This window comes from Amycolatopsis sp. NPDC005003 (assembly GCF_053600695.1).
The window spans coordinates 243,807-268,660 of sequence record NZ_JBSGAI010000002.1 but is presented as its reverse complement, the minus strand read 5'-3'; the positions used below and the strand labels follow the sequence as shown (position 1 = coordinate 268,660).

Genomic DNA, 24,854 nt, shown 5'->3' with positions numbered 1-24,854 from the left:
TCCCCCTGGAACGGCCGGGCGGGCGGCTCCCCGCGGCGCCGCCCGGCGATGGCGCAGAAAACTGCGATCACCGTCAAGCTAGCGAACGCGGAGGCCCCGGACCAGGGCCGACGGGGTGATCAACACCCACCCGCGACGGCCGCCCGGGCCGTGCCGGGCCCGGTGTGCAGGGGCAGCTGCCGGTCCAAGCCGAGGATCCGCAGCGGGCGGACGACCGCGCCGCGGCCGGCCGCGATGGCATAGGGCACGTTCCGCGTGGTGGCGACCCGGTAGGCTTCGACCAGCACGCTGAAGACGGTCGAGTCACAGAAGGTCGTCTCGGTCAGGTCCACGACGACGCCGCGGGCGCCGTCGTGGAGGGGATCCAGCAGGGCCTTCCGCAGTTCGTGCGCGTTCGCCAGGTCCAGTTCGCCCGCGCAGTGGACGGTCACGACGCCGGCCTCGGTCGTGCTGGCGAGGGCGGACGCGGGGTGGTGGTCGATCATCGGTTCGTTCCTCCCAGAGTGCAGTGCAGGTACCCGCGGCGGCGCAAGATCATTCGCCGGGCGGTGGCCGCGGCGCGGGCCGCGATGCAGAAGCGTTGCGAAGCGGGTGCGGCGCTGGGGGAGCCCCGCCGGGGCCTGCGTGTCTTCGCCGTCCGGCCGGCGCGGACGTCGCTAAACTTCGGCAGTTCACGGTCCGCGAGGCGAAGGGGCACGGTGGAACCCGACGACGACGCGCTTCCCATCGCCGGGGCCTGGGCGCCCGGCAAAGTGGCCGAGCTGCTCGGGGTCTCGCCGGTGACGCTGCGCAGCTGGAGCGCGCGCTACGGGATCGGCCCGCCCGCCGGTGCCGGGCGGCACCGCCGCTATTCCGACGCGGACGTCCGCCGCCTGCAGCACATGCAACGGCTGGTCGGGCGGGGGATGCCGGTCCGGGAGGCGGCGGAAGCGGCGTTCGGCCGCGCGCCGGCCGGGCTCGAGGTGCCGGCGTCCCGCCGCGCGCGCGAGCTCACGGACGCCGCGGACGAGCTCCGGTACGCCTCGGTGGCGGGGTTGCTGGACGAAACGCTCGGCACCCTGGGCCCGGCCGCGACCTGGACGGAGGTGCTGGCCCCGGTCCTGCGCGGCCTGGGCGACCGCTGGCAGCGCGGCGACGCGTGTTTCGCCTCGGAATGGGCGCTGACCTCGGAGATCTCCCTGGCGTTCGAGCGCTTCAGCCGCCGGTTCCCGGCGGCGGTGCCGGGCCGCCCGGTGCTGCTGGCGTGCTGCCCCGCGGAACGGCACTCGCTGCCGGTCGAGGCGCTGCGGGCGGTGCTGGCCGAGGCGGCGGTGCCGGTGGCGTACCTGGGGCAGCTGGTCCCGGCGGAAACGGTCGCGGACCTGGCGGCCCGCCTGGACCCGGTGCTGGTGATGCTGTGGTCGATGGCCCCGACGACGGCGGACGACCTCCTGGCGGCCCGGCTCCGCACGTCCGGGTGCGAAGTGGGCACGGCCGGGCCGGGCTGGGCCCACCTGGGCGATCGCGGCTTCCGGTGGGTGAACGACCTGGCCTCGGCCGTGGAGCTCGCGGTGGAGCACGCGGAGGACTGAGGCCCGGCGCCGGTCAGGTCAACGCGCCCAGTACCCGGCGCAGTTCCGGCACCACCTCGTCGCCGAGCCGCTCGAACTCGCGCTTCAGCAGCGGGCTCGCGAGCTTGGCCAAGCCGTGGAACACGATCGTCGCCCGGTACCGGACCCGCGTGCCGTCCGGGCCCGCCGAGAGCGTGAAGTCGTCGGTCGAGGTGGCCGTCTTGTTCTCGCCGACGAACGTCACCCGGCCTGCTTCGCGACGGGTCAGCCGGTAGTCCAGCTCCGTCTTCCGGCCGCGGAACTCCGACACGTTGTGCCACCGCGCACCGACCTCGATCGGGCCCGGATCGGTGCGGGTGCACGAAACCGTGCCCGGGTCCCAGTCCTCCGTGTGCGCGAAGTCGGCCAGGTACTCCGCCACCGCGCCGATCGGCGCGCCCACCGTGACCGTGCGTTCGACCTGGACCACTCGAGCCTCCGTAAATCGCTTCAACTTCGTTGCAAGCTTACCTCGTGCCGCTCGCCGAGGCCGGGTGAAGACATCGATGTCATCCCCCGGATTCTTGTCCTCCTTGTCTTCTTGACGGTGTCGACAGCCGCGGCGGAAGCTTCCTGGCAACGTTGTCAGCCCCACGGCGCCACACCCCGCCAGGTCCCCGGTTGCCGCCCGAAGAACGGAGCCCGCATGGCGGAGGAGAACAAGCGCGCGGAGGTGGCCGGGATGTCCCGCCGGCACGTCCTGACCGCGGGGACCGGCCTGCTGGCCGGGTTCGGCCTCGCGGCCGTCCTGCCCGGGGTCGCGTCGGCCGAGCCGGCCGCGCCGGAGAGCCGCGGGAGCGACCTCGCCCTGTTCCGGCCGGTCCAGGTCTCCTCGACCGGCTACGCCGCCACCCCGGCCGAGTTCGCCGTCGACGGGCTCGCGCAGGTCGGCGTCCGCGGCTCCGGCTGGCGTGCCGCACCGGGCGACGGCCAGTGGATCGTCGTCGACCTGCAGGCTTCGTGCGCTATCGAGTCCGTGGTCCTCACCTTCGAGGCCCGGCCCGGCGACCCGGCCTTCGACGCCGGCGCCTCGCGCTCCCGCACCAGCGGCTTCGAAATCCAGTCCAGCTACGCGACGGCGTTCGACCTCGACGTCTCCGGCGACGGCAAGGCCTGGCGCACCGTGCACCACACCGACGCGGGCACCGGCGGTGTGGTCACCATCCCGCTGGCCGTCACCGCGCGCTGGGTCCGCTTCACCGCGAGCCGGCGTTCGACGGCGAATCCCCTGGGCCTCAACGGTTTCCAGGTCTTCGGCACCAGCCGCGGAGCCCGGCCGGCGGTCCGCGGCTGGACGAGCTTCCCGGTGCGCCCGGACGACGACCCGCCCGCGCTCGCGGTGGCGGCCGACGGCACCGTGCCGCTCGAATCCGGCTGGGTGCTCACCATGGACGACTGGGCGCCCACCGGCGACGGCCGGGCCCTCTCGGCTTCCGCGGTGGACACCCGTGGCTGGCTCCCGGCGACCGTGCCCGGCACCGTGCTGGCCTCGCTCGTCGAGCAGGGGCAGCTGCCCGACCCGGTGTCCGGGATGAACAACCTGCACGTCCCGGAAGCGATTTCGCGCCACGCGTGGTGGTACCGGCGCCGCTTCGCCCTCCCGCGCGGCCTCGACACCTCGCCCGGCCGGCACGTCTGGCTCGAGTTCGACGGCGTCAACCACGAGGCCTCGATCTGGCTCAACGGCACCGAAATCGCCACGCAGAGCCACCCGTTCGGCCGCGGCGCGTACGACGTCACCGCGGCGCTGTGGCGCACCGGCGAGCAGGTACTGGCCGTGCGGATCTCGCCGATGCCGCGGCCCGGCAGCCCCGGCGACAAGGGGTCCGACGGCAGCTCCTGGGTCGACGCGGGCGGCACGATGTTCGACAACTCGCCGACCTACCTCGCCGTCTCCGGCTGGGACTGGATGCCCGCGGTGCGCGACCGCGCGGCCGGCCTCTGGGACCACGTGCGCCTGCGCTCCACCGGCGCCGCCGTGCTCGGCGACGTCCGCGTCGACACGAAAGTGCCGGACGCGAACACCGCCGAGGTGACGCTCACCGTCCCGGTGCGCAACGCCGCCGCGACCGCCCAGCGCGTCAAGGTCACCGCGGCCTTCGGCCCGGTGAACCTGGCGGCGACGGTCACGGTGCCGGCCGGGCAGGCCACCGACGTCGTGTTCCCGAAGCAGCGGGTCGAGAACGCGAAGCTATGGTGGCCCAACGGCTACGGCGACCCGTACCGGTACGACCTGAACCTGACCGCGGCGATCGGTGCCGCTACGAGCGACCGCCGGACGGTCAAGATCGGCCTGCGCGAGATCGGGTACGCCTACGACCTGCCGATCGTCATCTCGGACAGCCGGGCGACCCAGACCGTCGAGCTCGCGCCGCAGAACGCGCGGTTCGTCCGGATGCAGGGTCTCCAGCGGGCGACCAACTGGGGTTTTTCGCTCTGGACGATGTCCGTGCTGGACGGCTCGGGCCCCGACCTGGCCCAGGGCAAGCCGTCGGCGTCGCAGTCGGTGGCCGACGGCAACCCACCCGAGCGTGCCTTCGACGGCGACCCGAACACGCGCTGGACGTCGGAATACAGCGACAACCAGTGGCTTCAGGTCGACCTCGGCGCCGCGACGGCGTTCGACCGGGTCGTGCTGACCTGGGAAACCGCGTACGCGGCGACGTTCGAGATCCAGGTGTCGCAGGACGGCGACACCTGGACCGAAGCCGCGTCGGTGGACAACCGCCCGAAGCCGCTGACCTTTCTCGTCAACGGCGTGAAGATCTTCGCCCGCGGCGGCAGCTGGGGCTGGGACGAACTGCTGCGCCGGATGCCCGCCGAACGGGCCGACGCCGTCGTCGCCATGCACCGCGACATGAACTTCACCCTGATCCGCAACTGGGTCGGGTCGTCGTACCGGCCGGAGCTGTTCGACGCCTGCGACAAGTACGGCATCCTGCTGTGGAACGAGTTCTGGGACGGCTGGTCGACCGACCCGGCCAACCACGACATCTTCCTGGCGCAGGCGAAGGACACCGTGCTGCGCTACCGCCACCACGCCTGCGCGACCGTCTGGTTCGGCTGCAACGAGGGCACCCCGCCGCCGGTGATCGACAACGCGCTGCGCGACCTCGTCCACTCGCACACCGACCTGCTCTACCAGGGCAATTCGGCGGGCGGCGTGATCACCGGCGACGGCCCGTACTACTGGCAGGACCCGAAGCGGTACTTCACCGGCGAGGCGACCGGCGGCAAGGCCGGGTTCTGGAGCGAGATCGGCCTGCCGACGGTGTCGGTCGTCGAGAGCATGCGGAACCTGGTCGGGCCGGACGACCCGGGCTGGCCGATCGGCGCGCCGTGGTTCCTGCACGACTGGTCCACGAACGGGAACCAGTCGCCGCAGAGCTACCTGGCGGCGATCGACGCGCGGCTGGCGCCGTCGACGAGCCTCGCGGAGTTCTGCCGCAAGGCGCAGTTCGTCAACTACGAAAGCATGCGCGCGATCTTCGAGGCGTGGAACGCGAAGCTGTGGAACGACGCCACCGGTGTGCTGCTGTGGATGTCGCACCCGGCGTGGCACAGCACGGTCTGGCAGACCTACGACTACGACCTCGACGTCAACGGCAGTTATTACGGCGCGCGCAAGGGCTGCGAGGCCCGGCACGTCCAGGCCGACCTGACGACGTGGCAGGTGCGGGTGGTCAACCACACGCCGGGCGCGCTGGCCGGCGTGACCGCCACGGCGCGGCTGTACGGTCTCGACGGTGCTTCGCTCGGGCCGGTCCAGCAGCAGAAGCTCGACGTGGCCCCGGTTTCGGCCGCGGCGGCGTTCACCGTCCCGTTCGCCGACGGGCTGCCGGACCTGCACCTGCTCCGGTTGACGTTGACCGACGGCCGCGGCACGGTGCTGTCGGAGAACACGTACTGGCGCTACCGGACGGACGCGGCGATGCGCGCGCTGAACCAGCTCCCGGGCGCGCGCCTGACGACGTCGCTGCGGCCCGACGGCGACGCGTACACGGCGACGATCCGCAACGACGGGCGCACGGTGGCGGCGATGATCCGGCTGTCGCTGCGGGAGCGCAACGGCACCGACCGCGTGCTGCCGACCCGCTACGGCGACAACTACTTCTGGCTGCTGCCGGGGGAGAGCCGCACGGTCCGCGTCGAGCCCCGTCGGCGGGTGCCGAACGCGAGACTGCTGGTGGAGGCGTACAACGTCGCGGCGAAGCTGAACTAGCCGCGGTTTTGTCGGACCCCGCCGCTACGCTCGCGGGGCCTGCGAACAAGGAGTGCCGGTGCGTGGCTGTGGGTCGCGATCCGGAGCGAGTGGAGGGGTGCCGGGTGCACCTCCTCACCGTCCGCCGACGACCAGCCCGGAGCCGGTCCGGGTCTCGGTGCTCCTCGTTCGCGGGCCCGACGTGGGGGAGGGGCGGTCATCGAGGAGCTGTACCGGGTGGTCCTGGCCAGGGCGGCGTACCAGGACGCGTTCTTCGCGTGGCCACCGGCGGATCGGGAGAAGTACGTGTCGCTGCTGCGGGCGGCGGATCCGGCGTGGGCGCCGGGTTTCCTGCGCTGGCTCCGGGTGGCGACCCCGATGCGCTACCCGGCGCTGGTCGGGGCGGCGGCGTTCGTCGCCGGGCGGCTGGAGCGGGGCGGGCACGGGCTGTCCCGGCAGGTGATCGGGTCGGTGCTGCGCCGGGCGGACGACCCGGGGCACCTGCTGGCGTACTGGGCCGTGGCGTACGGAGGGTTGCCGAAGCCGGTGAAGCGAGGGGTGGCCGACGCGGTGACGCGCCTGTACGACGAGCCGGCTGTGCCGGCGTACGACGACGGAGGTCACCACTTCGAGCTGGGTTTCGTCCGCGCCGACCTCCCGCGGCACGGCGGGATCGGCACCCCACGGCCCCTGCGGTTCGGCGAGGTGATCAGGCTGGTGCACCCGCGAGCCCGAGATCGGGCGCAGGGAGATTTGTTCCGGCACGCGTTGGCCCGGCGGCACGGGAAGGTCCGGACGATTCCGGCGACGTTGCCGTTGGTGCGGAGCTGGGCCGGCCTGTCCGGCGCGGCGGACCCGCATGGGAGAGGCGACGACGCGGGACCGCCGCCCGCCGAGCCGGCGGCCGGGCATCAGCCGATCACCGGGCCACTGCAGCTCATCGCCGACCTCCGCACGGGCACCGGCGACCCGCCACCCGGGCAGCGGCTCGCCCAGCTCCGGCGCGCCGCCGAAGCCGAAACCGTCCTCGCGGCCCTGCCCCTGGCCGACCTGCTGGCCCAACCCGGCGGCCTCGCCCGCCTGGAACCCCTGATCCCGCACCTTCCCCTGTCCGCGCTCCTCGCCCACCTGCGCCGGCTCGACAAGGCCGGGATCGGCTTCGAGACCGCCATGGCCGTCGCCGCGCGGATCGCCGATCCCGCCGAAGTGCGCGCCTCCGGGCTCGGGCCGCTGCGGTTCGCCGCGGCCTGGCGCGGGGTGGACAGCCGCCGGTGGGAGACCGCGCTCGCCGCCGGGGCGCGGCACAGCCTCGATGCCGTTCCGCGGCTGCGCGGGCGCACCCTCGTCGTGATCGAACCGGGCAGCGACACCCGGATCGTCTTCGGGCTCGCCCTGGCGCAGCGGTGCGCCGAGGCCGACATCGTCCACCCCGGTGGCGGGCGGTTCCCGCTCGAGCCGGGGGAGTCGCCGCTGCACGCGCTGATCCGGTGGCACTCCACGGAATCCCGCGCCGCCGTCGCCGCGCGGCCCGATCGCGTCGTGCTCGTCACCGAGCAGTTCGACGAGGAGCAGGAGCCGGACGCGCCCGCCGGTGTCCCGCGCTACGTCTGGGAGACCAGGCGGCACAGCTCGCACGAACACGAGCCCGAATTCGCGGCCGGATCCCGGCGCGTCTTCTTCCGCGGTCTCGGCGACGTGTCCTTCCGGCTCATCCCCTGGTGGGAGGAGTTGGTCGCGGGCGACTGAATCGAGGGCTGATTTCGTCCGGCGCGACGAACTAGGCTGACAGCGTCGCGCCTAGCTTCGGGAGGTGCTCGTTTCCGTGAACCTGCGCCCGCACGCCGGCCTCGGCCGTGTCCTCGACGACCTGGGCGGCACGCTCCTGGACCTCGTCCTCGGCGACGGCGACCGCCCCGGCGGCATCGGCGGCGTCGCCATCCACGACCCGCTCGACGAACCCGCGCTGCCGCAGAACGCCCTGGTGCTGGGCGTCGGCCTCGCCGACCCGGACGAGGTCGTGCGGCAGCTGCGGACGCTGGCCCGCCACGACGCCGCCGGGCTCGTGCTGCGCGCCCCGGTCACGGTGACCGAGGCGATCTCGGCCGCCGTCGAGGAGACCGGCGTCGCCGTGCTGGGTCTCGCCCGGGGCGCCTCCTGGGCCCAGCTCGCCGCGATGCTGCGGTCGCTGCTGGCCGAGGGCGACGTCGGCGACGCCCAGCCGGAAACGCTCGCCGGGCTGCCGTCGGGTGACCTGTTCGCCGCGGCCAACGCGATCGCCGCGCTGATCGACGCGCCCGTCACCATCGAGGACCGGCGCTCCCGCGTCCTGGCGTTCTCCGGACGGCAGGACGAAGCCGACCCCTCGCGCGTCGAAACCATCCTGGGCCGGCAGGTGCCCGAGCGGTTCGCCCGCATGCTCGCCGAGCGCGGCGTGTTCCGTGACCTCTACCGCAGCGACGAGCCGGTGTACGTGCACCTGGCGCCGGACAACCCGGAAGGCATCTCGGTCCCGCGGGTGGCGGTCGCGGTCCGGGCCGGCGACGAAGTTCTCGGCTCGATCTGGGCCGCGGTGCGCGAACCGCTGACCCCCGACCGGACGCAGGCCCTGCGCGACGCCGCCCGCGTGGTGGCCCTGCACCTGCTGCGCGTCCGGGCGGGCGCCGACGTCGAACGGCGGCTGCGCGCGGACCTGCTGAGCACGGCCCTGGAAGGCGGGGCCGGCGCCCGCGAGGCGCTGAGCCGGCTCGGCCTGGCCGACCAGCCGGTCGTCGTGCTGGCGCTCGCGGTGCCGGGCGCCGGCGCCGCCGACGCCGAGCTCGCCGCCGATCGGCAGCGTCTCAGCGACGGGCTGGCGATGCACCTGAGCGCGGTCCACCCGCGGTGCGCCGCCGCGCTCGTCGGCGACACGGCGTACGGGCTGGTCCCAGTGACCCGCGACACCGACGCCGAGCGGCGCGCCCTGCGGATCGCCAAGGACTTCCTGGACCGCGTCGGCGACCGCGTCCGGGCGGTGGTGGGCATCGGCCCGGTGGCGCGCAGCGCGGCCGAGCTGCCGGAAGCCCGCGGCAGCGCGGACCGGGCGTTGCGCGTGCTCAGGTCGGGCAGCGGCGCCGGCCGCCGGGTCGCGCTGCTGGCGGACGTGCACGTCGAGGCCCTGCTCCTGGAGCTGCAGGACCTCGTGGCGGCGCGCGGCGACCGCCCGACCGGCGCGGTGGCCCGCCTCCTCGACTACGACGCGCAGCACCACGCCCACCTGGTGGAGACGCTCCGGGCCTGGCTGGACGCGTTCGGCGACGTGAACGCGGCCTCCGCGGCGGTCCACGTCCACGCGAACACCTTCCGCTACCGCCTGCGCCGCCTCACCGAAGTCGGCGGCTTCGACCTGACGGACCCGGAAGCGCGGTTCGCGGCCATGCTCCAGCTCCGCGTGGTGGCCCCGCCACCCTCCTGACACCGTGCAGAAGGGGTATCACGCGTGTCCGGAGGGGACATACGCGTGTCCGGAGGGGCATCAGCGAAATGTCTCGCCAGACACGCGTGATGCCCCTCCAATCACGGGTGATTCCCGCTCAATCACGGGTCATGCCCCTTCGCGCACACGGAAATTGCGTTGGCCGCGGAGCCGGGGGTCGCTAACCTTCTCCGGTAACTTGCCTGCCGCGTCGAACGAAGGGAGCCGGCTGTGCGTCACGCCGTTGCTTCCCGGTCGCGGTCCGAGGTGATCCTGGTGTCTTCGCGTCCCCGGTGCCTGCCGCGCGGCTCGCACCGGATTCCGTGACGCGCCGCTGAAGACCCGTCGCGGGGAAATCGCGCTGCCCCCACCACTTCGTCCACAAAGGACACGGCTGTGCGCATCCGACCCCTGACCACCGTCCGCAACCTGGGCGTCCTCGCCCACGTCGACGCGGGCAAGACCACCCTCACCGAACGGATCCTCCACCGCACCGGTGCCACCCACAAGACCGGCGAGGTCCACGACGGCACCACCGTCACCGACTTCGACCCGCAGGAACGCGACCGTGGCATCACGATCTTCGCCGCGGCCGTCAGCTGCACCTGGGCCGGCCACCGGCTCACCCTCATCGACACGCCCGGCCACGTCGACTTCACCGCCGAGGTCGAGCGCTCGCTGCGGGTGCTCGACGGCGCCGTCGTCGTGTTCGACGCCGTCGCCGGGGTCGAGCCGCAGAGCGAAACCGTGTGGCGGCAGGCCGACCGGCACGGCGTGCCGCGGATCGCGTTCGTCAACAAGCTCGACCGCGCGGGCGCCGACCTCGATGCGGCGGTCGCCTCGATCCGGGCGCGGCTGCACCCGGCGCCGCTGGTCGTGCAGCTGCCGATCGGGCGCGAGGACGGCTTCACCGGCGTCGTCGACCTGCTGCGCCTGCGGGACGTGCCGGACGACCTCGCCGCCGAGGCCCGCCGAAGGCGCCGGGTGCTGGAGGAGGCCGTCGCCGAGCTGCACCCGGTGGCCCTCGACGAGTTCTGCGCCACCGGCACGATCTCGGCGGAGACCCTGGAGAAGGCACTGCGAGAGCTGACCCTCAGCGGCGACGGGCTCGTCGTGCTGTGCGGCGCGGCCTACCGCGACCGCGGAATCGAGCCGCTGCTCGACGCCGTCGTCGCGTACCTGCCGTCGCCGGCCGACGTCCCGCCGGTGCGGCCCGACCGGCCCGCCGACCCGGCGGCGCCGCCGGCCGCGCTGGTGTTCAAGGTCGTCTCGACGGCCACGGGCCGGCTGACGTACCTGCGGGTGTACTCGGGAACGCTGCGGAAGGGAGACCAGGTGACGGTCGCGGGACGCACCGAGCGCATCGCCCGCGTCCTGCGCGTGCAGGCCGACCGGCAGTCCGAAGTGGACAGCGCGGTGGCCGGCGACATCGTCGCGGTGGCCGGGCCGAAGGCCGCGCGCGTCGGCGCCACCCTCTGCGCGCCCGGCGACCCGCTGCTGCTGGAGCCGCCGGTGGTGGCGGACCCGGTGGTGTCGGTGGCGGTCGAGGCCCGGCGCGACGGCGACCGGCTGACCTCGGCGCTGGCCTGGCTGGCCGAGGAGGACCCCTCGCTGGTCGTGCGCGTCGATCCGGAGACCGGGCAGACGGTGCTGGCCGGGATGGGCGAGCTGCACCTGGAGGTCGCGGTGGAGAAGCTGCGGCGCGAACGCGGCCTGCAGGTCGCGGTGGGCCGTCCTTCGGTGGCCCACCGGGAGACGGTGGCCGTCGGCGTGACGGGACTGGTGTACCGCCACGTCAAGCAGGACGGTGGGGCGGGCCAGTTCGCCCACGTGGTCCTGGACGTCGCTCCGGCGGACGAGGGCTTCGAGTTCGCCTCGGCGGTCGTCGGCGGCCGGGTGCCGCGTGAGTACGTCCGGGCGGTCGAGGCCGGCTGCCGGGACGCGCTGGCCGAGGGACCGCTGGGCGGGCACCCGGTGACGGGCCTGCGGGTGACGCTGACCGACGGGGCGACGCACCCGAACGATTCGTCGGACCTGGCGTTCCGCACCGCGGGCCGGCGCGGGCTGCGGGAAGCGCTGCGCGCGTGCGTGATGCGCCTGCTCGAGCCGGTGGCCGAGGTGGCGGTGACGGTCCCGCCCGACGCGGTCGGCGGCGTGCTCGGCGACCTCGCGGCCCGCCGGGGCCGGGTGGCCGGCTCGGCGGTCCGGCGGGGTTCGGCAGTGGTGACGGCGACGGTGCCGGTGGCCGAACTGTTCGGCTACTCGAACCGGTTGCGGAGCCGCACGCAGGGCCGTGGCACGTTCACCGCCCGCCCGGCGGGGTTCGCGCCGGCGCCGTGAGGCACGGGTGGCGGGCCGGAAGCGGATTCCGGCTCGCCACCCGCCCGGCAGCGCGCGGGGCAGGCCCTCCGAGCACGGCCGGGACCGAGCGATCGGCGCTCAGTCCCGCGGGAGCGACGCCACCCCGGCCAGCAGCCGGTCCACGTCGTCCTCGGTCGTGTACGGCGCGATGCCCGCCCGGACCGCTCCCGCGTCACCCAGGCCCAGGTGCCGCGAACATTCGATCGCGTAGAAACTCCCCGCCGGAGCGTTCACCCCCTGCGCGCCGAGGTGCTCGTACACCGCCTGCGACGCGGCCCCGGCCACCGAGAACAACACCGTCGGCGTGCGGTGCCGCTCCGGCGCCCCGTACCGGGTCACCCCGGGAAGCGCGGCCAGCCCGGCGTCGAGCCGGGCCAGCAACGCGTTCTCGTGCGCCTCCAACGCCGCCATCGATTCCGCCAGCCGCGACCGGCGCGAGCCCGTCGCCGGGACCAGCCCGGCGAGGAAGCCGATCGCCGCGGTCGTCCCCGCGAGCAGCTCGTAGGGCAGCGTGCCCAGCTCGAACCGCTCCGGCACCGCGTTCGTCGACGGCAGCAGCTTGTCCGGGTGCAGTGTCTCGAGCAACGCCGGCGCCGCCGCGACCACGCCGAGGTGCGGCCCGAGGAACTTGTACGGCGAGCACGCGTAGAAATCGGCCCCGAGCGCCGTGATGTCCACCAGCGCGTGCGGGGTCAGGTGGACGCCGTCGACGTACAGCAGCGCGCCCGCCCGGTGCACTTCCGCCGCGATCGCCGGGATGTCCGGGCGGGTGCCGAGCAGGTTCGACGCCGCCGTCACCGCGACCAGCCGCGTCCGGTCCGACAGCAGCCCGCCGATCGGCGCGAGCTCCCCGGTGCCCGGGTCGAAGTCCGCCCAGCGCACGGTGGCACCGGCCGCCGCGGCGGCCTGGACCCACGGGCGGATGTTGGCGTCGTGGTCGAGGCGGGTCACCACGACTTCGTCGCCGGGACCCCACTTCTGGGACAGCGTCCGGGAGAAGTCGTACGTCAGCTGGGTCATGCTGCGGCCGAAGACGACGCCCGCCGGGTCGGCGGCGAGCAGGTCGGCGACGGCGAGCCGGGCTTCGGCGACGACCTCGCTCGCCCGGCGCTCGGCCGCGGTGACGACACCGCGGTTGGCGATCGCCGCGCACAGCGTGCCGGCCACGGCTTCCCCGACGACGCCGGGGACCTGCGAGCCGCCGGGTCCGTCGAAGTGGGCGGCGCCGTCGCCGAGGGCGGGGAAGTGCGCTCGGATCGTCTGAACGTCGTAGGTCACGCCGCCAGCATGCCCAACCGCCGCCACCGGCCTCAAGATCCCCGCGGCGGACGGCGGCGGGCGGCGCCGAACGGCCGCGGGGTCAGCGGTTGCGGGGGTGCTGCCGCGCCCGGCGTTCGTTGCCGTGCTTGTAGTTGCCCGTCACCCGGGCCATCAGCAGCTGCTGGTCGTCACCCCGCCCCACCGCGGCCAGGAACCGGGCGGCGACCGCCCCGCGCAGCGTCCCCGCCGGACGGCCGTGGTGGGTGATCGTCACGGTGCCGTGCTCGTCGCGGTAGGCGAAGCCCTGCGGTGTCCCCATGCGCCCAGGGTGGCACGGACGGCAACCGGTTTTCCCGGGGTCGGTTCGGGGGTTTCCCGGATGGTGCCCGGGCCGGGACCCGACAGAATGCCAGGATGACCGGAGGGGGAGCAGGGGTGCGGGCCAGGCCGGGGACCAAGTACGTGCTGCTCGGCACGCAGCTGGTGGTGCTGGTCGCGCTGCTCGTGTCGTACAACGGCGGCCGGTGGCGGTTCCCGGCCTACCGGGTCGACCTCGACGTCTACCGGCTCGGTTCGACGGCGCTGCTGCACGGACAGGCGCTGTACGGCACCCTGCCGCCGACCGGTGACGGCCAGTTCCTGCTCTTCACCTACCCGCCGTTCGCGGCGATCGTGCTGGCCCCGCTGGCCGTCCTGCCGTACTGGGCGGCCTGCCTCGCCCTCACCCTGCTGACGCTGGGCGTGCTGACGGTGGTCCTGGTGACCGTGCTGCGGGCCCTCGGCGCGCGTTGCGACTGGCGGCGGGTGGCCACGCTGCTGCTGGCCGCCGAGGTGCTGGAGCCCGTGCTGCGCACGCTGTACGCCGGGCAGATCGACCTGCTGCTGCTCGCGCTGGTCGTGCTGGACGTCCTGGTGGACCACCCCCGCCTGCCGCGCGGCCTGCTGATCGGCCTCGCGGCCGCGGTCAAGCTGACCCCAGCGGTGTTCCTGCTGTACTTCCTGCTCCGCCGCGACACCCGGGCCGCGGTGACCGCCGTGGTGACGTTCGTGGCCGCGACGGCGCTGGGCTTCCTGCTCGCCGGCGCCGACTCGGTGCGGTACTGGACGGGCGCGCTGTGGGACACCGGCCGCGTCGGCGAGCCGACCTACGCCGGCGACCAGTCGCTGCTCGGGCTGCTGGCCAGGGCCGGTGTGCCGCCGGAGGCGCGGACGGCGTGGTGGCTGCCCCTGGTGGCGGTGGTGCTCGTGCTGACGGCGTGGGGCGTGCGGCGCGCGCTGGCCGCGGGGGAGCCGGTCATCGCGCTGGGCCTCAACGCGATCGGCGGGCTCCTGGTTTCGCCGATCTCCTGGACCCACCACTGGGTGTGGGCCGTGGTCGTCCTGCTCGGCTGGGCGGAGCTGGCGCGCCGGACGCGGCGGCGCGGGTTCGCGATGCTGGCCGGCACCGGCGCGGTGCTCTTCGTCGCGGGACCGCAGTGGTGGTGGCCGCGGGGCGGGGAAGTGGAACGGCACTGGAACTTCGTCCAGCAGCTGACCGGCAACGGCTATGTCATTTTCGGACTCGCGGTGCTGCTCGCGGCGGTGCTGGTGCGGTTCCCGCGGCGGGACGGCCTCGTCAGCGTCGCCGGGCCGGTCCCCGCCGGAGCCAGCCCGCTCCCAGGATGAGCATCGCCGTGCCGAGCGCCAAATCGAGGCAGATGCCCGCGGTGTTGAGCGGCAGCGCTTCGGTGATCACGGACGGCAGCGGGAGCAGCCCGGCGAAGCCGACCACGACGTAACAGACACCGGCGGCGACCAGGAACCGCGCGGCCCAGCCCGAGGAACGGGTGCAGAACACCGCGGTGGCGCCGGTCAGCAGGTGCACCAGCGTCCACACCCCGGACACGGCGAGCACGCCGAACAGCACGCGCGGGCCGCCCCCGGCCGGGACCCCGGCCATCAGCTCCAGCGCGGCGAGGACGAGGAACAGCAGGCCGATCAGCATGCCAAGGCCCTGCACGGGAGCAGGGCCCCGGCGGGGCGCCCGGGCCTCGGGTTCGGTGGCCGTCATGCCTCCGGAGTTCCCCGCCCGGAGCCTTTTAATGCACCGCATCAGGGGTATCCGGGGGCGAACCGGACGCCGAGGAGGATCCACGATGACCGAGTACCGCCACAGCGTGACCGCCGACATCCCCGCGGACGAGCTGTTCGCGTTCCTGAGCCACCCGGAGAACCTGCCCCGGTACTTCCCGGAGATGAAGGTCGCCGAGCCCAAGGGCGGCGATAACGTCCACGTCGAGGCCGAGGTGCACGGCGAGCGCGTCGCCGGCGAGGCGTGGCTGCACACCGACGCGGCGACCCGGTCTCTGACCTGGGGCGCGGAGGGCCCCGACGACTACCACGGCGAACTGCGCATCCGCGAGGACGGCCCGGCGTCCTCGGAGATCACCGTGACGCTGCACAGCGTCCGCGAAGCCGACGGGGACGAGGTCCAGCAGGGCCTCGAGCGCACGGTCGCGGCGATGACCCACGCGGCGTCCGCCGACGCCGACGTCGAGGCGGCCGAAGGCCAGGGCGGCTGGACCTCCTACGACGACAAGAGGGACACGTCGGGCTGAGACGGGAACGACAGCAGCGCGCATTCGGTGCGGTGAGGACGTCGGCGACCGTGGTGGTCGACCGCCCGGAGGCGCCGATCACGTCCGCTGCGGCCCGCGCCGAGGTCAGGGCCGCGCTGCGGAGCCGCCGGAAGCGGGTTAGCGTTTCGCGCATGCGAGACGAGCCCGCGCTGTGGCTGTTCGCCGACCAGCTCGGGCCTCACTTCCACGACACGCCCGAGCACCGTGGGCGCGACGTGCTGCTGATCCGGTCGGCCGCGGCCTTCGCCGCCAAGCCGTTCCACCGGCAGAAGCTGCACCTGGTCCAGGCGGCGCTGTACCGGCTGGCCGCCGACCTCGGCGACCGCGTCACGATGATCGACGCCCCCGACTACCGCACCGGGCTGCGGCGCTTCGGGCGGCCGGTCGTGGTGCACGAGCCGACGTCGCACGCGGCCGACGCCTTCGTCCGGCGGCTGCGCGACGAAGGCGTCGTGACGGAAATCCGGCCGACGCCCGGGTTCATCCTGTCCAAAGAGGACTTCGCCGGGTGGGCGGCCGGCCGGACCCGGTTCGTCATGGCGGACTTCTACCGCGACCAGCGCCGGAAGTTCGGCGTGCTGCTCGAAGCCGACGGCGAGCCCGAAGGCGGGCACTGGAACTACGACCACGACAACCGGCAGCCGCCGCCGAAGACCACCCGGCTCGGCGTCCCGGCGCCGTGGCACCCGCGGGAGAACGACCTCGACGAGCGGGTTCGCGCGGAGCTCGACGCGGCCGAGCGCGCCGGGAAGATCCGCCCGGTCGGCGTGGACGGGCCGCGGCAGTTCGCCGTCGGCCACGACGAGGCGAACCGGGCGCTGCGCCGGTTCCTCGACCACCGGCTGCCCTCGTTCGGCCTGCACCAGGATGCGATGCTGACCCACGACTGGGCGATGGCGCACGCGCTCCTGTCGGTGCCCTTGAACCTCGGGCTGCTCGACCCGCGCGACGTCGTGCGGCAGGCCGAGCAGCGGTACCGGGCCGGCCGGGCGCCGCTGAGCAGCGTCGAAGGGTTCGTCCGGCAGGTGCTGGGCTGGCGGGAATGGGTGTGGCACCTGTACTGGCACCAAGGGCCGGGCTACCTGCGCCGCAACGCCTTGCAGGCCCGCCGGGAGCTGCCGGAGTGGTGGCGCTCGCTCGACGCCGACGCGGTCGAGGCGGCGTGCCTGCGCACCGCGCTGGCCGGCGTCCGCGACCGCGGCTACGCCCACCACATCGAACGCCTCATGGTGCTCGGCAACCACGGGCTGCAGCGCGGGTACGACCCGGCCGCGCTGACCCGCTGGTTCGCCACGGCCTTCGTCGACGGGTTCCCCTGGGTGATGCCGGCGAACGTGATCGGCATGAGCCAGTACGCCGACGGCGGGCTCGTCGCGACCAAGCCGTACGCCGCCGGCGGTGCCTACCTCGACCGGATGAGCGACCACTGCGGCGGCTGCGTCTTCGACCCGAAGAAGCGGACGGGGCCGCAGGCGTGCCCGTTCACCGCGGGGTACTGGGCGTTCCTGGACCGCAACGCCGAGCGGCTGCGCGGCAACCACCGGATGCGGCAGCCCCTGAGCGGCCTCGACCGGCTCGCGGATCGCGCCGAGGTGGTCGCCCAAGAAGCCGAGCGTGAGCACTTCTGAGCGTATAACGACCTATACGGCGGCCCTTTTGAAGAGCGCGAGAACGCTGGCGACGCCGAACCGCGCCGACCGGCCGGCGCGTCAGGCAAAGAACGCCGTCAGGAGGCCCGCGCCGATGATCACGACGCAGGCCGCGATCGTCGTCCGGCGGTAGTGGAGGATCAGGGCCGCGAACTCGCGCAGCAGGGCGCTCGGCAGGAAGTACCGGGCCGTCGGCGCGCCCGTGGCGTGGAACGGCAGGCCGAGCCGACGGCACTCCACCGCGGCCCGGAACACGTGGTAGTTGCTGGTCACCGCGACCACCCGCCGCGCGCCGGCGGGGAGCAGCGCGGCCGAGAACCGGAGGTTCTCCTCGGTCGTGCGCGCCCGGTCCTCGCGCCGGATGTGCTCGTCGGGGACGCCGCGGTCGCGCAGGTAGGCGTGCATCGCCGCGGCTTCGGTGACCGTCTCGCCGGGACCCCGCCCGCCGGAGACGACCAGCAGCGGCGGCGTCGCTTCCCGGGCGTGGAGCCGGATCGCGCGTTCGAGCCGCCCGGCGAGCAGGGGCGGCACGCGCTCGCCGTCGAGGCCGCAGCCGAGCACGATGATCGCGTCGAACCCGCTGCGGCGGCCGATCCGGCTGTACACCACGGAATACACCAGCAGCGACAGGAAGAGGAACCCGAAGTAGCCGGCCAGCACGGCCGCGACGGCCACCAGCGCCGAACCCCACCGCCCGAGCGGGGCGAAGGCCAGCGCCTCCAGGGTGACCAGCCCGGCGCCGAGGCCGAGTGACAGCAGGTTCCCCGCGCTGCGCCCCTCCCGCCGCCACATCCGGACGCCGTTGGCGATCAGCGCGGCCGGCAGCACCAGGGCGACGAGCACCGCCACGACGCCGAGCAACCCCATCAGCACCGGTGTCAGCCACTCCAGGTGCAGCGCGGCGCGCAGCAGCCACAACGAGGTCAGCAGCAACGCGACGCCGAGCCAGACCGCGTTCCCCAGCCGCCGCGGTTCGCGCGCCAGCCGGACGGCGAACACGACGAGCGCCACCCCGGCGGCGACCGGCAGCACCGCCCCGGCGACGTTCACCCGGGCGAGCCTAGCCGGACTCGCCCGGGCGGGTGATCTGGCATGGTGAACGCCGTGAACGATCGGCGACCGGCGTTCGTGCTGCACGAGCACTTCCGCCCGCGGCACCACTTCGACCTGCGGCTGGAGGAGAACGGCGTGCTGCGGTCATGGGCGGTCCCGCGCGGCCTCCCGCCGGACTCCGGCAGCGACCGGCTCGCCGTCGCCGTGCCCGACCACGCCCTCGACCACCTCGCCTACGAGGACGACACGAAGAAGATCGCCGACACGGGCTGGTGGGAGGAACACGACCGGACGGCCAAGCGCATCCTGTTCACCCTGCACGGCCAGGCAGGATCGGTGCGCTACGCCCTGATCGACACGGCCCGCGACTGGCTCCTGCACCGCACCCGCGACCAGCCGGACGCCGACGCACACTCGCCGGAACCCGCGTGATCAGAACCGGAAGTGGCGTGATTGAAGCCGGAACTGGCGTGATGGGAGCCGGAACTCGCGAGTTCCGGCTTGGCTCACGCGAGTTCCGGCTCCAATCACGCGGGACACGGCCCGGATCACGCGGGTTACGGCTTCCGGCGGGCCTTCCTCAGGCCGGCGACACCTGAGAACGGGGCCGGAACCGGACCCCGGTCGGCATCGCGCGGTGCGCCCAGTACCCCAAGACGCCGAGCAGCGCGATCTCCAGCAGCATCATCAACCGCTCCACCAGGCCGGTCGCCACCGTCGGGAGGTGGCCGCCGAGGATGACGTTCACCGCGAACGGGACGATGAACGGCAGGTAGAACGGGATCGCCGCGAGTGCCAGCCGCCGGGACCACGTCGCGAACCGCCGCCAGCGCGGGTCGTCGCGGTGACGGCGGCCCATCGCCCAGCCGACGACCGGCAGGCTCAGGCACGTCACCGCCGACGCGTACAGGTGGATCTTGCCCGTGGCGGTGATCGCGCCACCCTGCGGATCCTTCGCGAACACCACCACCGCCAGCAGGCTCACGCACCACAACGCCTTCGCCGCCACCAGCGCCGGGTTGGCCAGCAGGCCACGGCGGTAGAGCGCGACCAGCAGCAGGGCCGACCCGGTGCTCGTGAGCAGCAACGCGCTGTCCCACAGCCACCGGCCCGGGCTCAACGCGTAGTCGCTGAGCATGGTGCTGACCGGGTCGAGCGGGGCGAGGCGGCGATCGACGTGCAACACGGCGAGCAGGACGACGGCGCCGGCGAAGGCGGCGAGGGCCCCGGGTACGAGCAGGCGGGCGCGCAGGCGGGGACGGACAGGTGCGGGACACAGCATGTGGGGAAACACTCCGGGACGGTTCGGCTGGTTCAGGCGCAGCCGCGGACGCTACCCGTGACCTTTCCGTGACCATTGCTGACGCGCCCGCGCTGTGACGCAGGACACCGTCAGTGGTCGCCGTCCTGGGGGATTTCGGCCGAGTCCGTGAGCCGCAGCTTGCGGCGTGCCCGCTGGTAGAACGTCGTCATGCCGAGCCGCACCACGCGTGCCGCGCTCGGCCGGGCGCGCAGGTCGAGCCGCTCGCCGGGGGAGACGTACCCCTCGACCTGGCCGTCGACTTCCACCGCCAGCCGGCCGCTGGTCGGCAGCAGCTCCAGGGTGACCTCGTCGTGCACCGAGAGCACCACGCCCCGGCTGTACGCCGAATGCGGTGCGGCGGGTGTCACCAGCAGCGCCTCCACCGACGGGCTGGTGATCGGGCCGCCCGCCGAGAAGCTGTACGCCGTCGAGCCGGTCGGTGTCGCCACCACCACCGCGTCGGCCGAGTAGCTCACGAACGGCTGGCCGCCGACGCGGACCGCGACCACCGCGCTGCCGTCGCCGGGCACCCGCACCACCGCGATGTCGTTGAACGCCGTGATCCGGCGCCCCTGCAGCACCGCGTCCACGGCCAGCCGCGGCTCCACCGTGAACTGGTGGTCGTCGATGGCCGAGAGCGCGCCGGGCAGGTCGGGGACGTCGACCTCGGCCAGGAAGCCGAGCTTGCCGAGGTTCACCCCGAGCACCGGCGCGCGCTGCCCGTCGGCCAGCCGCATGGCCCGCAGCATCGTGCCGTCGCCGCCCAGGCTGACCAGGAGGTCGGCCCGGCGCCCGAGCTCCTCGGCCGGCACCCCCTCCGCGGCGCAGTTCAGCCGGACGATCTCGTCGGCGATGCCGAGGATCTCGATGTTCCGGTTGCCCGCCCAGCCGAGCACGGCTTCGACGGCGGCCGCGGAGTCGCGGCGGGGGTGCAGCACGAGTCCCGCGGAGTGCATGTCAGCGGCCCCGGGCGGGCGAAGGGAGCGTCATGCGCTCAGTCTGCCCCCTCGCGCCGCCGGTCGCCGCGAGAAGCGCAGCGCGCCGTCGTCGATCCTGCCGTGGCGGAGCTTGACGACGTCGTGCGCGTAGCTCATGCCCAGCTGCCACGGCGCCCGCGAACCGGCCTTCGGGAACTCGTCGACCGACCGCAGGACGTACCCGGCGTCGAAGTCCAGCAGCGGCCGCTCGGTGACCGCCGGGTCGTCGTTGACCGGCACGCACTGGTCGTGGCCGTGCCGGTCGAGGTGGCGCAGCAGCCGGACGACGTACTCGGCGACCAGGTCGGCCTTGAGCGTCCACGACGCGTTCGTGTAGCCGATGGTGAAGACGAAGTTCGGCACGCCGCTGAGCATCATGCCCTTGTAGGCCATGGTTTCCGGCAGTTTCACCGGCTCGCCGTCCACCGAGAGCTCGATCCCGCCGAACGCCAGCAGCCGCAGCCCGGTCGCGGTGACGACGACGTCCGCCTCGAGCTCGCCGCCCGATTCGAGGCGGATGCCGGTTTTCGTGAAGGAGGCGATCCGGTCGGTGACGATCGAGGCGTCGCCGCGCTTGATGGACCGGAACAGGTCGCCGTCCGGGACCAGGCACAGCCGCTGGTCCCAGGGCTGGTACCGCGGCTTGAAGTGGGTGTCGACGGCGAATCCGGGCGGGAGCTGCTTCACGGTGGCCTTGCGGATCATGGTCTTGACCACGCCGGGGTGGCGCCGGCTGAGCCGGTAGATCAGCGTGCTCACGGCGACGTTCTTCCAGCGGGCGATCGGGTACGCCAGCTTCGGGCCGAGCAGCCCGCGCAGCCGGTTGGCCAGCGCGTCCTCCGACGGCAGCGACAGGATGTAGGTGGGGGAGCGCTGCAGCATCGTCACGTGCGCGGCGCGGTCGGTCATCGCCGGGACGAGGGTCACCGCGGTCGCGCCGCTGCCGATCACGACGACCTTCTTGCCGGTGTAGTCCAGGTCCTCGGGCCAGTGCTGCGGGTGCACGACGGTGCCGCCGAAGTTCTCCAGGCCGGGGAACTCCGGCGTGTGCCCGGCCGCGTAGTCGTAGTACCCGCTGCACAGGTGGAGGAACTTCGCGGTGAACCGGACGGATCGGCCGCCGTGCTCGGCCTCGACCGTCCACCGTGCGTCCTCGGTGGACCACGCGGCGCGGACCACCTTGTGCCCGAACCGGATGAACCGGTCGATCCCCGCCTCGGCCGCGGTGTCGCGGACGTACTTCAGGATCGACGGTCCGTCCGCGATGGCCTTCGCGTCGGTCCACGGCCGGAACCGGTAGCCGAGGGTCTGCATGTCCGAATCGGACCGCACGCCCGGGTAGCGGAACAGGTCCCAGGTGCCGCCGATCGCCTCGCGGGCTTCGAGGATCGCGTACGTCTTCCGCGGGAACGCCGTGCGCAGGTGGTGCGCCGCACCGACACCGGACAGCCCGGCGCCGACGATCAGCACGTCGAGGTCTTCGCCGTGCTCGGCTGCGGACCGTCCCGGCCCGCTGTCGGCGCTACGAGGCCGTGACATCGCTGCTCCTCGCGTGCTGGTCGATGAGGTCGAGGATCGTGGGCCAGGCGCCTTCGGGCAGGTCGTGGCCCATGCCGCGGACGGTTTCGAGCCGGGCGCCGCGGATGGCCCGCGCGGTGGCGGCGCCGCCGGTCGGGTGGACCATCCGGTCGCGGTCGCCGTGGATCACCAGCGTCGGCGCGGTGATCTCGCGCAGCAGCGGCGTCCGGTTGCCGGACTTCACGATCGCGGCGAGCTGACGGCCGACACCACCCGCCGTCGGGTCGCGGTCCCAGCCCGTCCCGGCCAGCTCGCGCACCCAGGCCTCGTCGAAGGGGAAGCCGTGCGAGCCGATGTGGCGGAACATCCGGACGGCGCTTTCGACCGCCTCTTCGCGGGACTTCGGCGGCTTCGCGCCCATCATCCGCAACGTCGAGAGCGCGGGCCGGCCGAGCAGGCGCGACCCGGTCGTCGACATGATGGACGTCAGGGTGCGGATCCGGTCCGGGTACCGCGCGGCGGTGGTCTGGGAGATCATGCCGCCCATGGAGACGCCCGCGATGTGGGCGCTCTCGAGGTCCAGCGCGTCGAACAGGCCGGCGGTGTCGGCGGCCATGTCCGTGAGGTCGTACTGCTGCGCGGGGAACCGGCCCGCGAGCATGCCGAGCAGGCTCGGCGGCCGGAAGCGCGGGTGTGTCGAGCGCCCGGCGTCGCGGTTGTCGAACCGGATGACCTCGTATCCGCGGCCGGCGAGCCGCGCGCAGAAGGCGTCGGGCCAGCTGTGGAGCTGCTGGCCGAGGCCGGCGACGAGGACCAGCGGCTCGGCCCCGGTGTCTCCGATCCGTTCGTACGCCAGGGAAATCCCGCGCCCGACCGCGGCGATCTGCTCGGTCAAGAAACACCTCCGATGGTGGTCCGGCGGCGCACGACCGCGCGGCCGCCCTTGGCGGGGGCGTAGGCCACGCCCCGCGAGTGCCAGCGTTCGCCGGGCTCCTGCGTCGGTACCAGCGTGAAGTCCCGCAGCAGGGTCCGCAGCACGACGGTCATCTCCATGGTCGCGAAGGCGGCGCCGAGGCAGCGGCGGGTGCCCCCGCCGAACGGGATCCACTGGTAAAGATCCGGGCGCGCGCCGGCGAAGCGGTGCGGGTCGAACGTCGCCGCGCACGGGAAGACGGCGTCGTCGTCGTGGATCAGCGCGATGCTGACGAGGACCGCGTACCCCTTCGGCAGCGTCCACCGGCCCAGCCTGAAGCCGTCCTGCTTGACCTGCCGGGCGGTGACGTCGATGACCGGGCGGGTGCGCTGGACCTCGAGGATGGTGGCGTCGAGCAGCTTCCCGTCGCCTCCCCGCAGTTCTTCGAGGAGGGCGGGGTGGCGGCGGAGGCGTTCGACCGCCCAGGCGAGCGTGGTCGCCGTGGTTTCGTGCCCGGCGGTGAGCAGGGTGAGGAGCTGGTCGGAGATGTCTTCGCGGCTCAGCCCGGACCCGTCGTCGTAGCGGGTCTGCAGCATCATCGACAGGACGTCGTCTTTTTCCCCGGTGCGCGCCTTGGCGATGAGCCGGTCGACGATCGCGTCGTACTCGCGGCGCATCCGTTCGAAGCGGCGCCACGGGTTGAAGCGGCCCTTCTTGGGGATGGGCAGCACGGCGAGCCGGGAGCCGAGGCTGACGAACGGCGGGAGGAGTTCGCGCAGCTCGGCGAACTCGGCCCCTTCGGCGCCGAAGACCGCGCGGAGGATGGCGTTGAGGGTGATCCGCATCATCGACGGCAGCGTGGCGAACGCCGTGCCCTCGGGCCAGGTCGCCAGCTCGCGGACGGTCTCCTCTTCGACGATCCGCTCGTACGCGGCGAGGCGGCGGCCGTGGAACGGCGGGACCAGGAGCTTGCGCTGCCGCTTGTGGTCCTCGCCGGACAGCGCGAACATCGACCGCGGCCCGAGCAGGCGCCCGAGGTTGACCTCGAGGTTGTCGACGAGCTCGGGGCCGGAAGTGAACAGCTGCTTGATCTCGGCGGGGCTGCTGATCACCACGGCGTTGCCGAAGATCGGCACGTTCACGGTGAAGGCGTCGCCGTAGCGTTCCTTGAGCCGCCGCATGCCCCGCAGCGGCCGGGTCAGGGCGTGGACGCCCTGCACGGCCCGCGGCGCGGTGGGCCCCGGCGGCAGCGTCGCGGGGCGTGTCATGGTCGTCATCGACCCTCCCGGAAAGGTGGTACGCGAACGTACCGTCGGTACGGTACGCCGGTGTACCACCCGGTTTCAAGGGGAGGGGTATAGCGTGGATTCCGTGGATGTCGACACCCGCCCGCACCGGCAGCGCCTCCTGGACGGGCTGGCCGGGTCGATCATCGAGACGGGCTTCCGCGACACGACGGTGGCCGAAATCGTCCGCCGCGCCCGCACGTCCCGCCGGACGTTCTACGAGCACTTTTCCAGCCGTGAAGAGTGCCTGCTCGCGCTCCTGGCGGACGCGAACCGGGTGATGATCCAGCGGATCTCCGAGGCAGTGGACCCCGGCGCGCCGTGGCAGGTCCAGGTGCGCCAGGCGATCGAGACGTGGATCGCCTGCGCGGAGGCGGAACCGGCGATCACGCTGAGCTGGATCCGCGACGCACCCGCGTTGGGCGCCCCGGCCCGCGACCTGCAGCGTGACGCGATGGAGGGGTTCATCGCGATGACCCACCGGCTGACCGACACCCCGGCATTGCGCGCGGCGGGGATCAGCCCGCCCTCCCGCCAGACGGCGATCATCCTGCTGGGCGGCCTGCGTGAGCTGATCGCCACGACGGTCGAGGACGGCGGCCGGGCCGGCGACGTCACCGAGGTCGCGGTGCGCGCCTCGATCGCGCTGCTCGGCCCGGCCTGACGCCACTCCGG

At 73.6% G+C, this 24,854-nt stretch carries 21 protein-coding genes; 10 read left to right on the top strand and 11 right to left on the bottom strand.

Annotated features, from left to right (window positions below; genetic code table 11):
- Positions 1–119 precede the first annotated feature (119 nt).
- A complete protein-coding gene (locus tag ACWED2_RS03585) occupies positions 120–485 on the bottom strand; it encodes an STAS domain-containing protein (protein ID WP_449688862.1) in 366 nt (121 codons plus the stop codon).
- Between the two features lie 213 nt (positions 486–698).
- Between ACWED2_RS03585 and ACWED2_RS03580 the strand changes: the two genes are divergently transcribed.
- Positions 699–1,571 (top strand): MerR family transcriptional regulator, encoded by an 873-nt coding sequence (locus ACWED2_RS03580; RefSeq protein WP_449688861.1) that lies wholly within the window; start codon positions 699–701, stop codon positions 1,569–1,571.
- A 13-nt stretch (positions 1,572–1,584) separates the two neighbouring features.
- On the opposite strand, the gene ACWED2_RS03575 is transcribed toward ACWED2_RS03580, so the two are convergent.
- Complete coding sequence (locus ACWED2_RS03575) at positions 1,585–2,019, bottom strand: SRPBCC family protein (RefSeq protein WP_449688860.1); 435 nt, start codon at positions 2,017–2,019, stop codon at positions 1,585–1,587.
- Positions 2,020–2,235: 216 nt separating this feature from the next.
- Here ACWED2_RS03575 and ACWED2_RS03570 point away from each other — a divergent pair, with 216 nt between their 5' ends.
- From ACWED2_RS03570 to fusA, 4 genes are all read left to right on the top strand, one after another.
- Complete coding sequence (locus ACWED2_RS03570) at positions 2,236–5,811, top strand: discoidin domain-containing protein (RefSeq protein WP_449688859.1); 3,576 nt, start codon at positions 2,236–2,238, stop codon at positions 5,809–5,811.
- Positions 5,812–6,027: 216 nt separating this feature from the next.
- On the top strand, positions 6,028–7,536 hold the full coding sequence (locus ACWED2_RS03565; RefSeq protein WP_449688858.1) for a hypothetical protein: 1,509 nt from the start codon (positions 6,028–6,030) through the stop codon (positions 7,534–7,536).
- A gap of 64 nt (positions 7,537–7,600) precedes the next feature.
- On the top strand, positions 7,601–9,241 hold the full coding sequence (locus tag ACWED2_RS03560; RefSeq protein ID WP_449688857.1) for a PucR family transcriptional regulator: 1,641 nt from the start codon (positions 7,601–7,603) through the stop codon (positions 9,239–9,241).
- A 396-nt stretch (positions 9,242–9,637) separates the two neighbouring features.
- Positions 9,638–11,581 carry an elongation factor G gene (fusA, locus tag ACWED2_RS03555; RefSeq protein ID WP_449688856.1) on the top strand — a complete coding sequence of 648 codons (1,944 nt, stop codon included), beginning with the start codon at positions 9,638–9,640 and terminating at the stop codon, positions 11,579–11,581.
- A 99-nt stretch (positions 11,582–11,680) separates the two neighbouring features.
- Here fusA and ACWED2_RS03550 read toward each other — a convergent pair whose 3' ends face one another.
- Together ACWED2_RS03550 and ACWED2_RS03545 are read right to left on the bottom strand one after the other, a co-directional pair.
- Positions 11,681–12,880, bottom strand: a complete 1,200-nt coding sequence (locus ACWED2_RS03550; protein WP_449688855.1) for a cysteine desulfurase-like protein — start codon at positions 12,878–12,880, stop codon at positions 11,681–11,683.
- Positions 12,881–12,962: 82 nt separating this feature from the next.
- On the bottom strand, positions 12,963–13,181 hold the full coding sequence (locus ACWED2_RS03545) for a hypothetical protein (protein ID WP_449688854.1): 219 nt from the start codon (positions 13,179–13,181) through the stop codon (positions 12,963–12,965).
- A 95-nt stretch (positions 13,182–13,276) separates the two neighbouring features.
- Here ACWED2_RS03545 and ACWED2_RS03540 point away from each other — a divergent pair, with 95 nt between their 5' ends.
- The gene (locus ACWED2_RS03540; protein WP_449688853.1) at positions 13,277–14,527 is read left to right on the top strand and encodes a glycosyltransferase 87 family protein; all 1,251 of its coding nucleotides are present in this window, start codon (positions 13,277–13,279) and stop codon (positions 14,525–14,527) included.
- Here the strand turns inward: ACWED2_RS03540 and ACWED2_RS03535 are convergent.
- On the bottom strand, positions 14,478–14,912 hold the full coding sequence (locus ACWED2_RS03535) for a DUF4383 domain-containing protein (protein ID WP_449688852.1): 435 nt from the start codon (positions 14,910–14,912) through the stop codon (positions 14,478–14,480). The two genes, ACWED2_RS03540 and ACWED2_RS03535, sit on opposite strands and share 50 nt — an antisense overlap.
- A gap of 85 nt (positions 14,913–14,997) precedes the next feature.
- Between ACWED2_RS03535 and ACWED2_RS03530 the strand changes: the two genes are divergently transcribed.
- The gene (locus ACWED2_RS03530) at positions 14,998–15,459 is read left to right on the top strand and encodes an SRPBCC family protein (protein WP_449688851.1); all 462 of its coding nucleotides are present in this window, start codon (positions 14,998–15,000) and stop codon (positions 15,457–15,459) included.
- 152 nt (positions 15,460–15,611) lie between these two features.
- A complete protein-coding gene (locus ACWED2_RS03525) occupies positions 15,612–17,108 on the top strand; it encodes a cryptochrome/photolyase family protein (protein WP_449688850.1) in 1,497 nt (498 codons plus the stop codon).
- Positions 17,109–17,189: 81 nt separating this feature from the next.
- On the opposite strand, the gene ACWED2_RS03520 is transcribed toward ACWED2_RS03525, so the two are convergent.
- Positions 17,190–18,179, bottom strand: a complete 990-nt coding sequence (locus tag ACWED2_RS03520) for a YdcF family protein (protein WP_449688849.1) — start codon at positions 18,177–18,179, stop codon at positions 17,190–17,192.
- Positions 18,180–18,233: 54 nt separating this feature from the next.
- Between ACWED2_RS03520 and ACWED2_RS03515 the strand changes: the two genes are divergently transcribed.
- Positions 18,234–18,614, top strand: coding sequence for a DNA polymerase ligase N-terminal domain-containing protein (locus ACWED2_RS03515; RefSeq protein ID WP_449688848.1), 381 nt, complete (start codon positions 18,234–18,236; stop codon positions 18,612–18,614).
- A gap of 148 nt (positions 18,615–18,762) precedes the next feature.
- Here the strand turns inward: ACWED2_RS03515 and ACWED2_RS03510 are convergent, their stop codons facing one another.
- From ACWED2_RS03510 to ACWED2_RS03490, 5 genes are all read right to left on the bottom strand, one after another.
- On the bottom strand, positions 18,763–19,464 hold the full coding sequence (locus tag ACWED2_RS03510; RefSeq protein WP_449688847.1) for a DUF998 domain-containing protein: 702 nt from the start codon (positions 19,462–19,464) through the stop codon (positions 18,763–18,765).
- Between the two features lie 110 nt (positions 19,465–19,574).
- On the bottom strand, positions 19,575–20,441 hold the full coding sequence (locus ACWED2_RS03505; RefSeq protein ID WP_449688846.1) for an NAD(+)/NADH kinase: 867 nt from the start codon (positions 20,439–20,441) through the stop codon (positions 19,575–19,577).
- A gap of 30 nt (positions 20,442–20,471) precedes the next feature.
- Entirely contained in the window at positions 20,472–22,001 is a 1,530-nt protein-coding gene (locus tag ACWED2_RS03500) for a flavin-containing monooxygenase (RefSeq protein ID WP_449688845.1), read from the bottom strand.
- Positions 21,985–22,875, bottom strand: a complete 891-nt coding sequence (locus tag ACWED2_RS03495) for an alpha/beta fold hydrolase (RefSeq protein ID WP_449688844.1) — start codon at positions 22,873–22,875, stop codon at positions 21,985–21,987. The genes ACWED2_RS03500 and ACWED2_RS03495 overlap by 17 nt, the downstream gene beginning before the upstream one ends.
- Positions 22,872–24,170 carry a cytochrome P450 gene (locus ACWED2_RS03490; protein WP_449688843.1) on the bottom strand — a complete coding sequence of 433 codons (1,299 nt, stop codon included), beginning with the start codon at positions 24,168–24,170 and terminating at the stop codon, positions 22,872–22,874. Before ACWED2_RS03490 ends, ACWED2_RS03495 begins: the two co-directional genes overlap by 4 nt.
- Before the next feature lie 85 nt (positions 24,171–24,255).
- Here ACWED2_RS03490 and ACWED2_RS03485 point away from each other — a divergent pair, with 85 nt between their 5' ends.
- Complete coding sequence (locus tag ACWED2_RS03485; RefSeq protein WP_449688842.1) at positions 24,256–24,843, top strand: TetR/AcrR family transcriptional regulator; 588 nt, start codon at positions 24,256–24,258, stop codon at positions 24,841–24,843.
- Positions 24,844–24,854 lie beyond the last annotated feature (11 nt).

Bases quoted from the DNA above. Each gene is read 5' to 3' on its own strand.
- ACWED2_RS03510 (WP_449688847.1), bottom strand. From the start codon at position 19,464: ATGCTGTGTCCCGCACCTGTCCGTCCCCGCCTGCGCGCCCGCCTGCTC.
- ACWED2_RS03505 (WP_449688846.1), bottom strand. From the start codon at position 20,441: ATGCACTCCGCGGGACTCGTGCTGCACCCCCGCCGCGACTCCGCGGCC.
- ACWED2_RS03490 (WP_449688843.1), bottom strand. From the start codon at position 24,170: ATGACGACCATGACACGCCCCGCGACGCTGCCGCCGGGGCCCACCGCG.
- ACWED2_RS03585 (WP_449688862.1), bottom strand. From the start codon at position 485: ATGATCGACCACCACCCCGCGTCCGCCCTCGCCAGCACGACCGAGGCC.
- ACWED2_RS03525 (WP_449688850.1), top strand. From the start codon at position 15,612: ATGCGAGACGAGCCCGCGCTGTGGCTGTTCGCCGACCAGCTCGGGCCT.
- ACWED2_RS03530 (WP_449688851.1), top strand. From the start codon at position 14,998: ATGACCGAGTACCGCCACAGCGTGACCGCCGACATCCCCGCGGACGAG.
- ACWED2_RS03570 (WP_449688859.1), top strand. From the start codon at position 2,236: ATGGCGGAGGAGAACAAGCGCGCGGAGGTGGCCGGGATGTCCCGCCGG.
- ACWED2_RS03535 (WP_449688852.1), bottom strand. From the start codon at position 14,912: ATGACGGCCACCGAACCCGAGGCCCGGGCGCCCCGCCGGGGCCCTGCT.
- ACWED2_RS03540 (WP_449688853.1), top strand. From the start codon at position 13,277: ATGACCGGAGGGGGAGCAGGGGTGCGGGCCAGGCCGGGGACCAAGTAC.
- ACWED2_RS03545 (WP_449688854.1), bottom strand. From the start codon at position 13,181: ATGGGGACACCGCAGGGCTTCGCCTACCGCGACGAGCACGGCACCGTG.
- ACWED2_RS03500 (WP_449688845.1), bottom strand. From the start codon at position 22,001: ATGTCACGGCCTCGTAGCGCCGACAGCGGGCCGGGACGGTCCGCAGCC.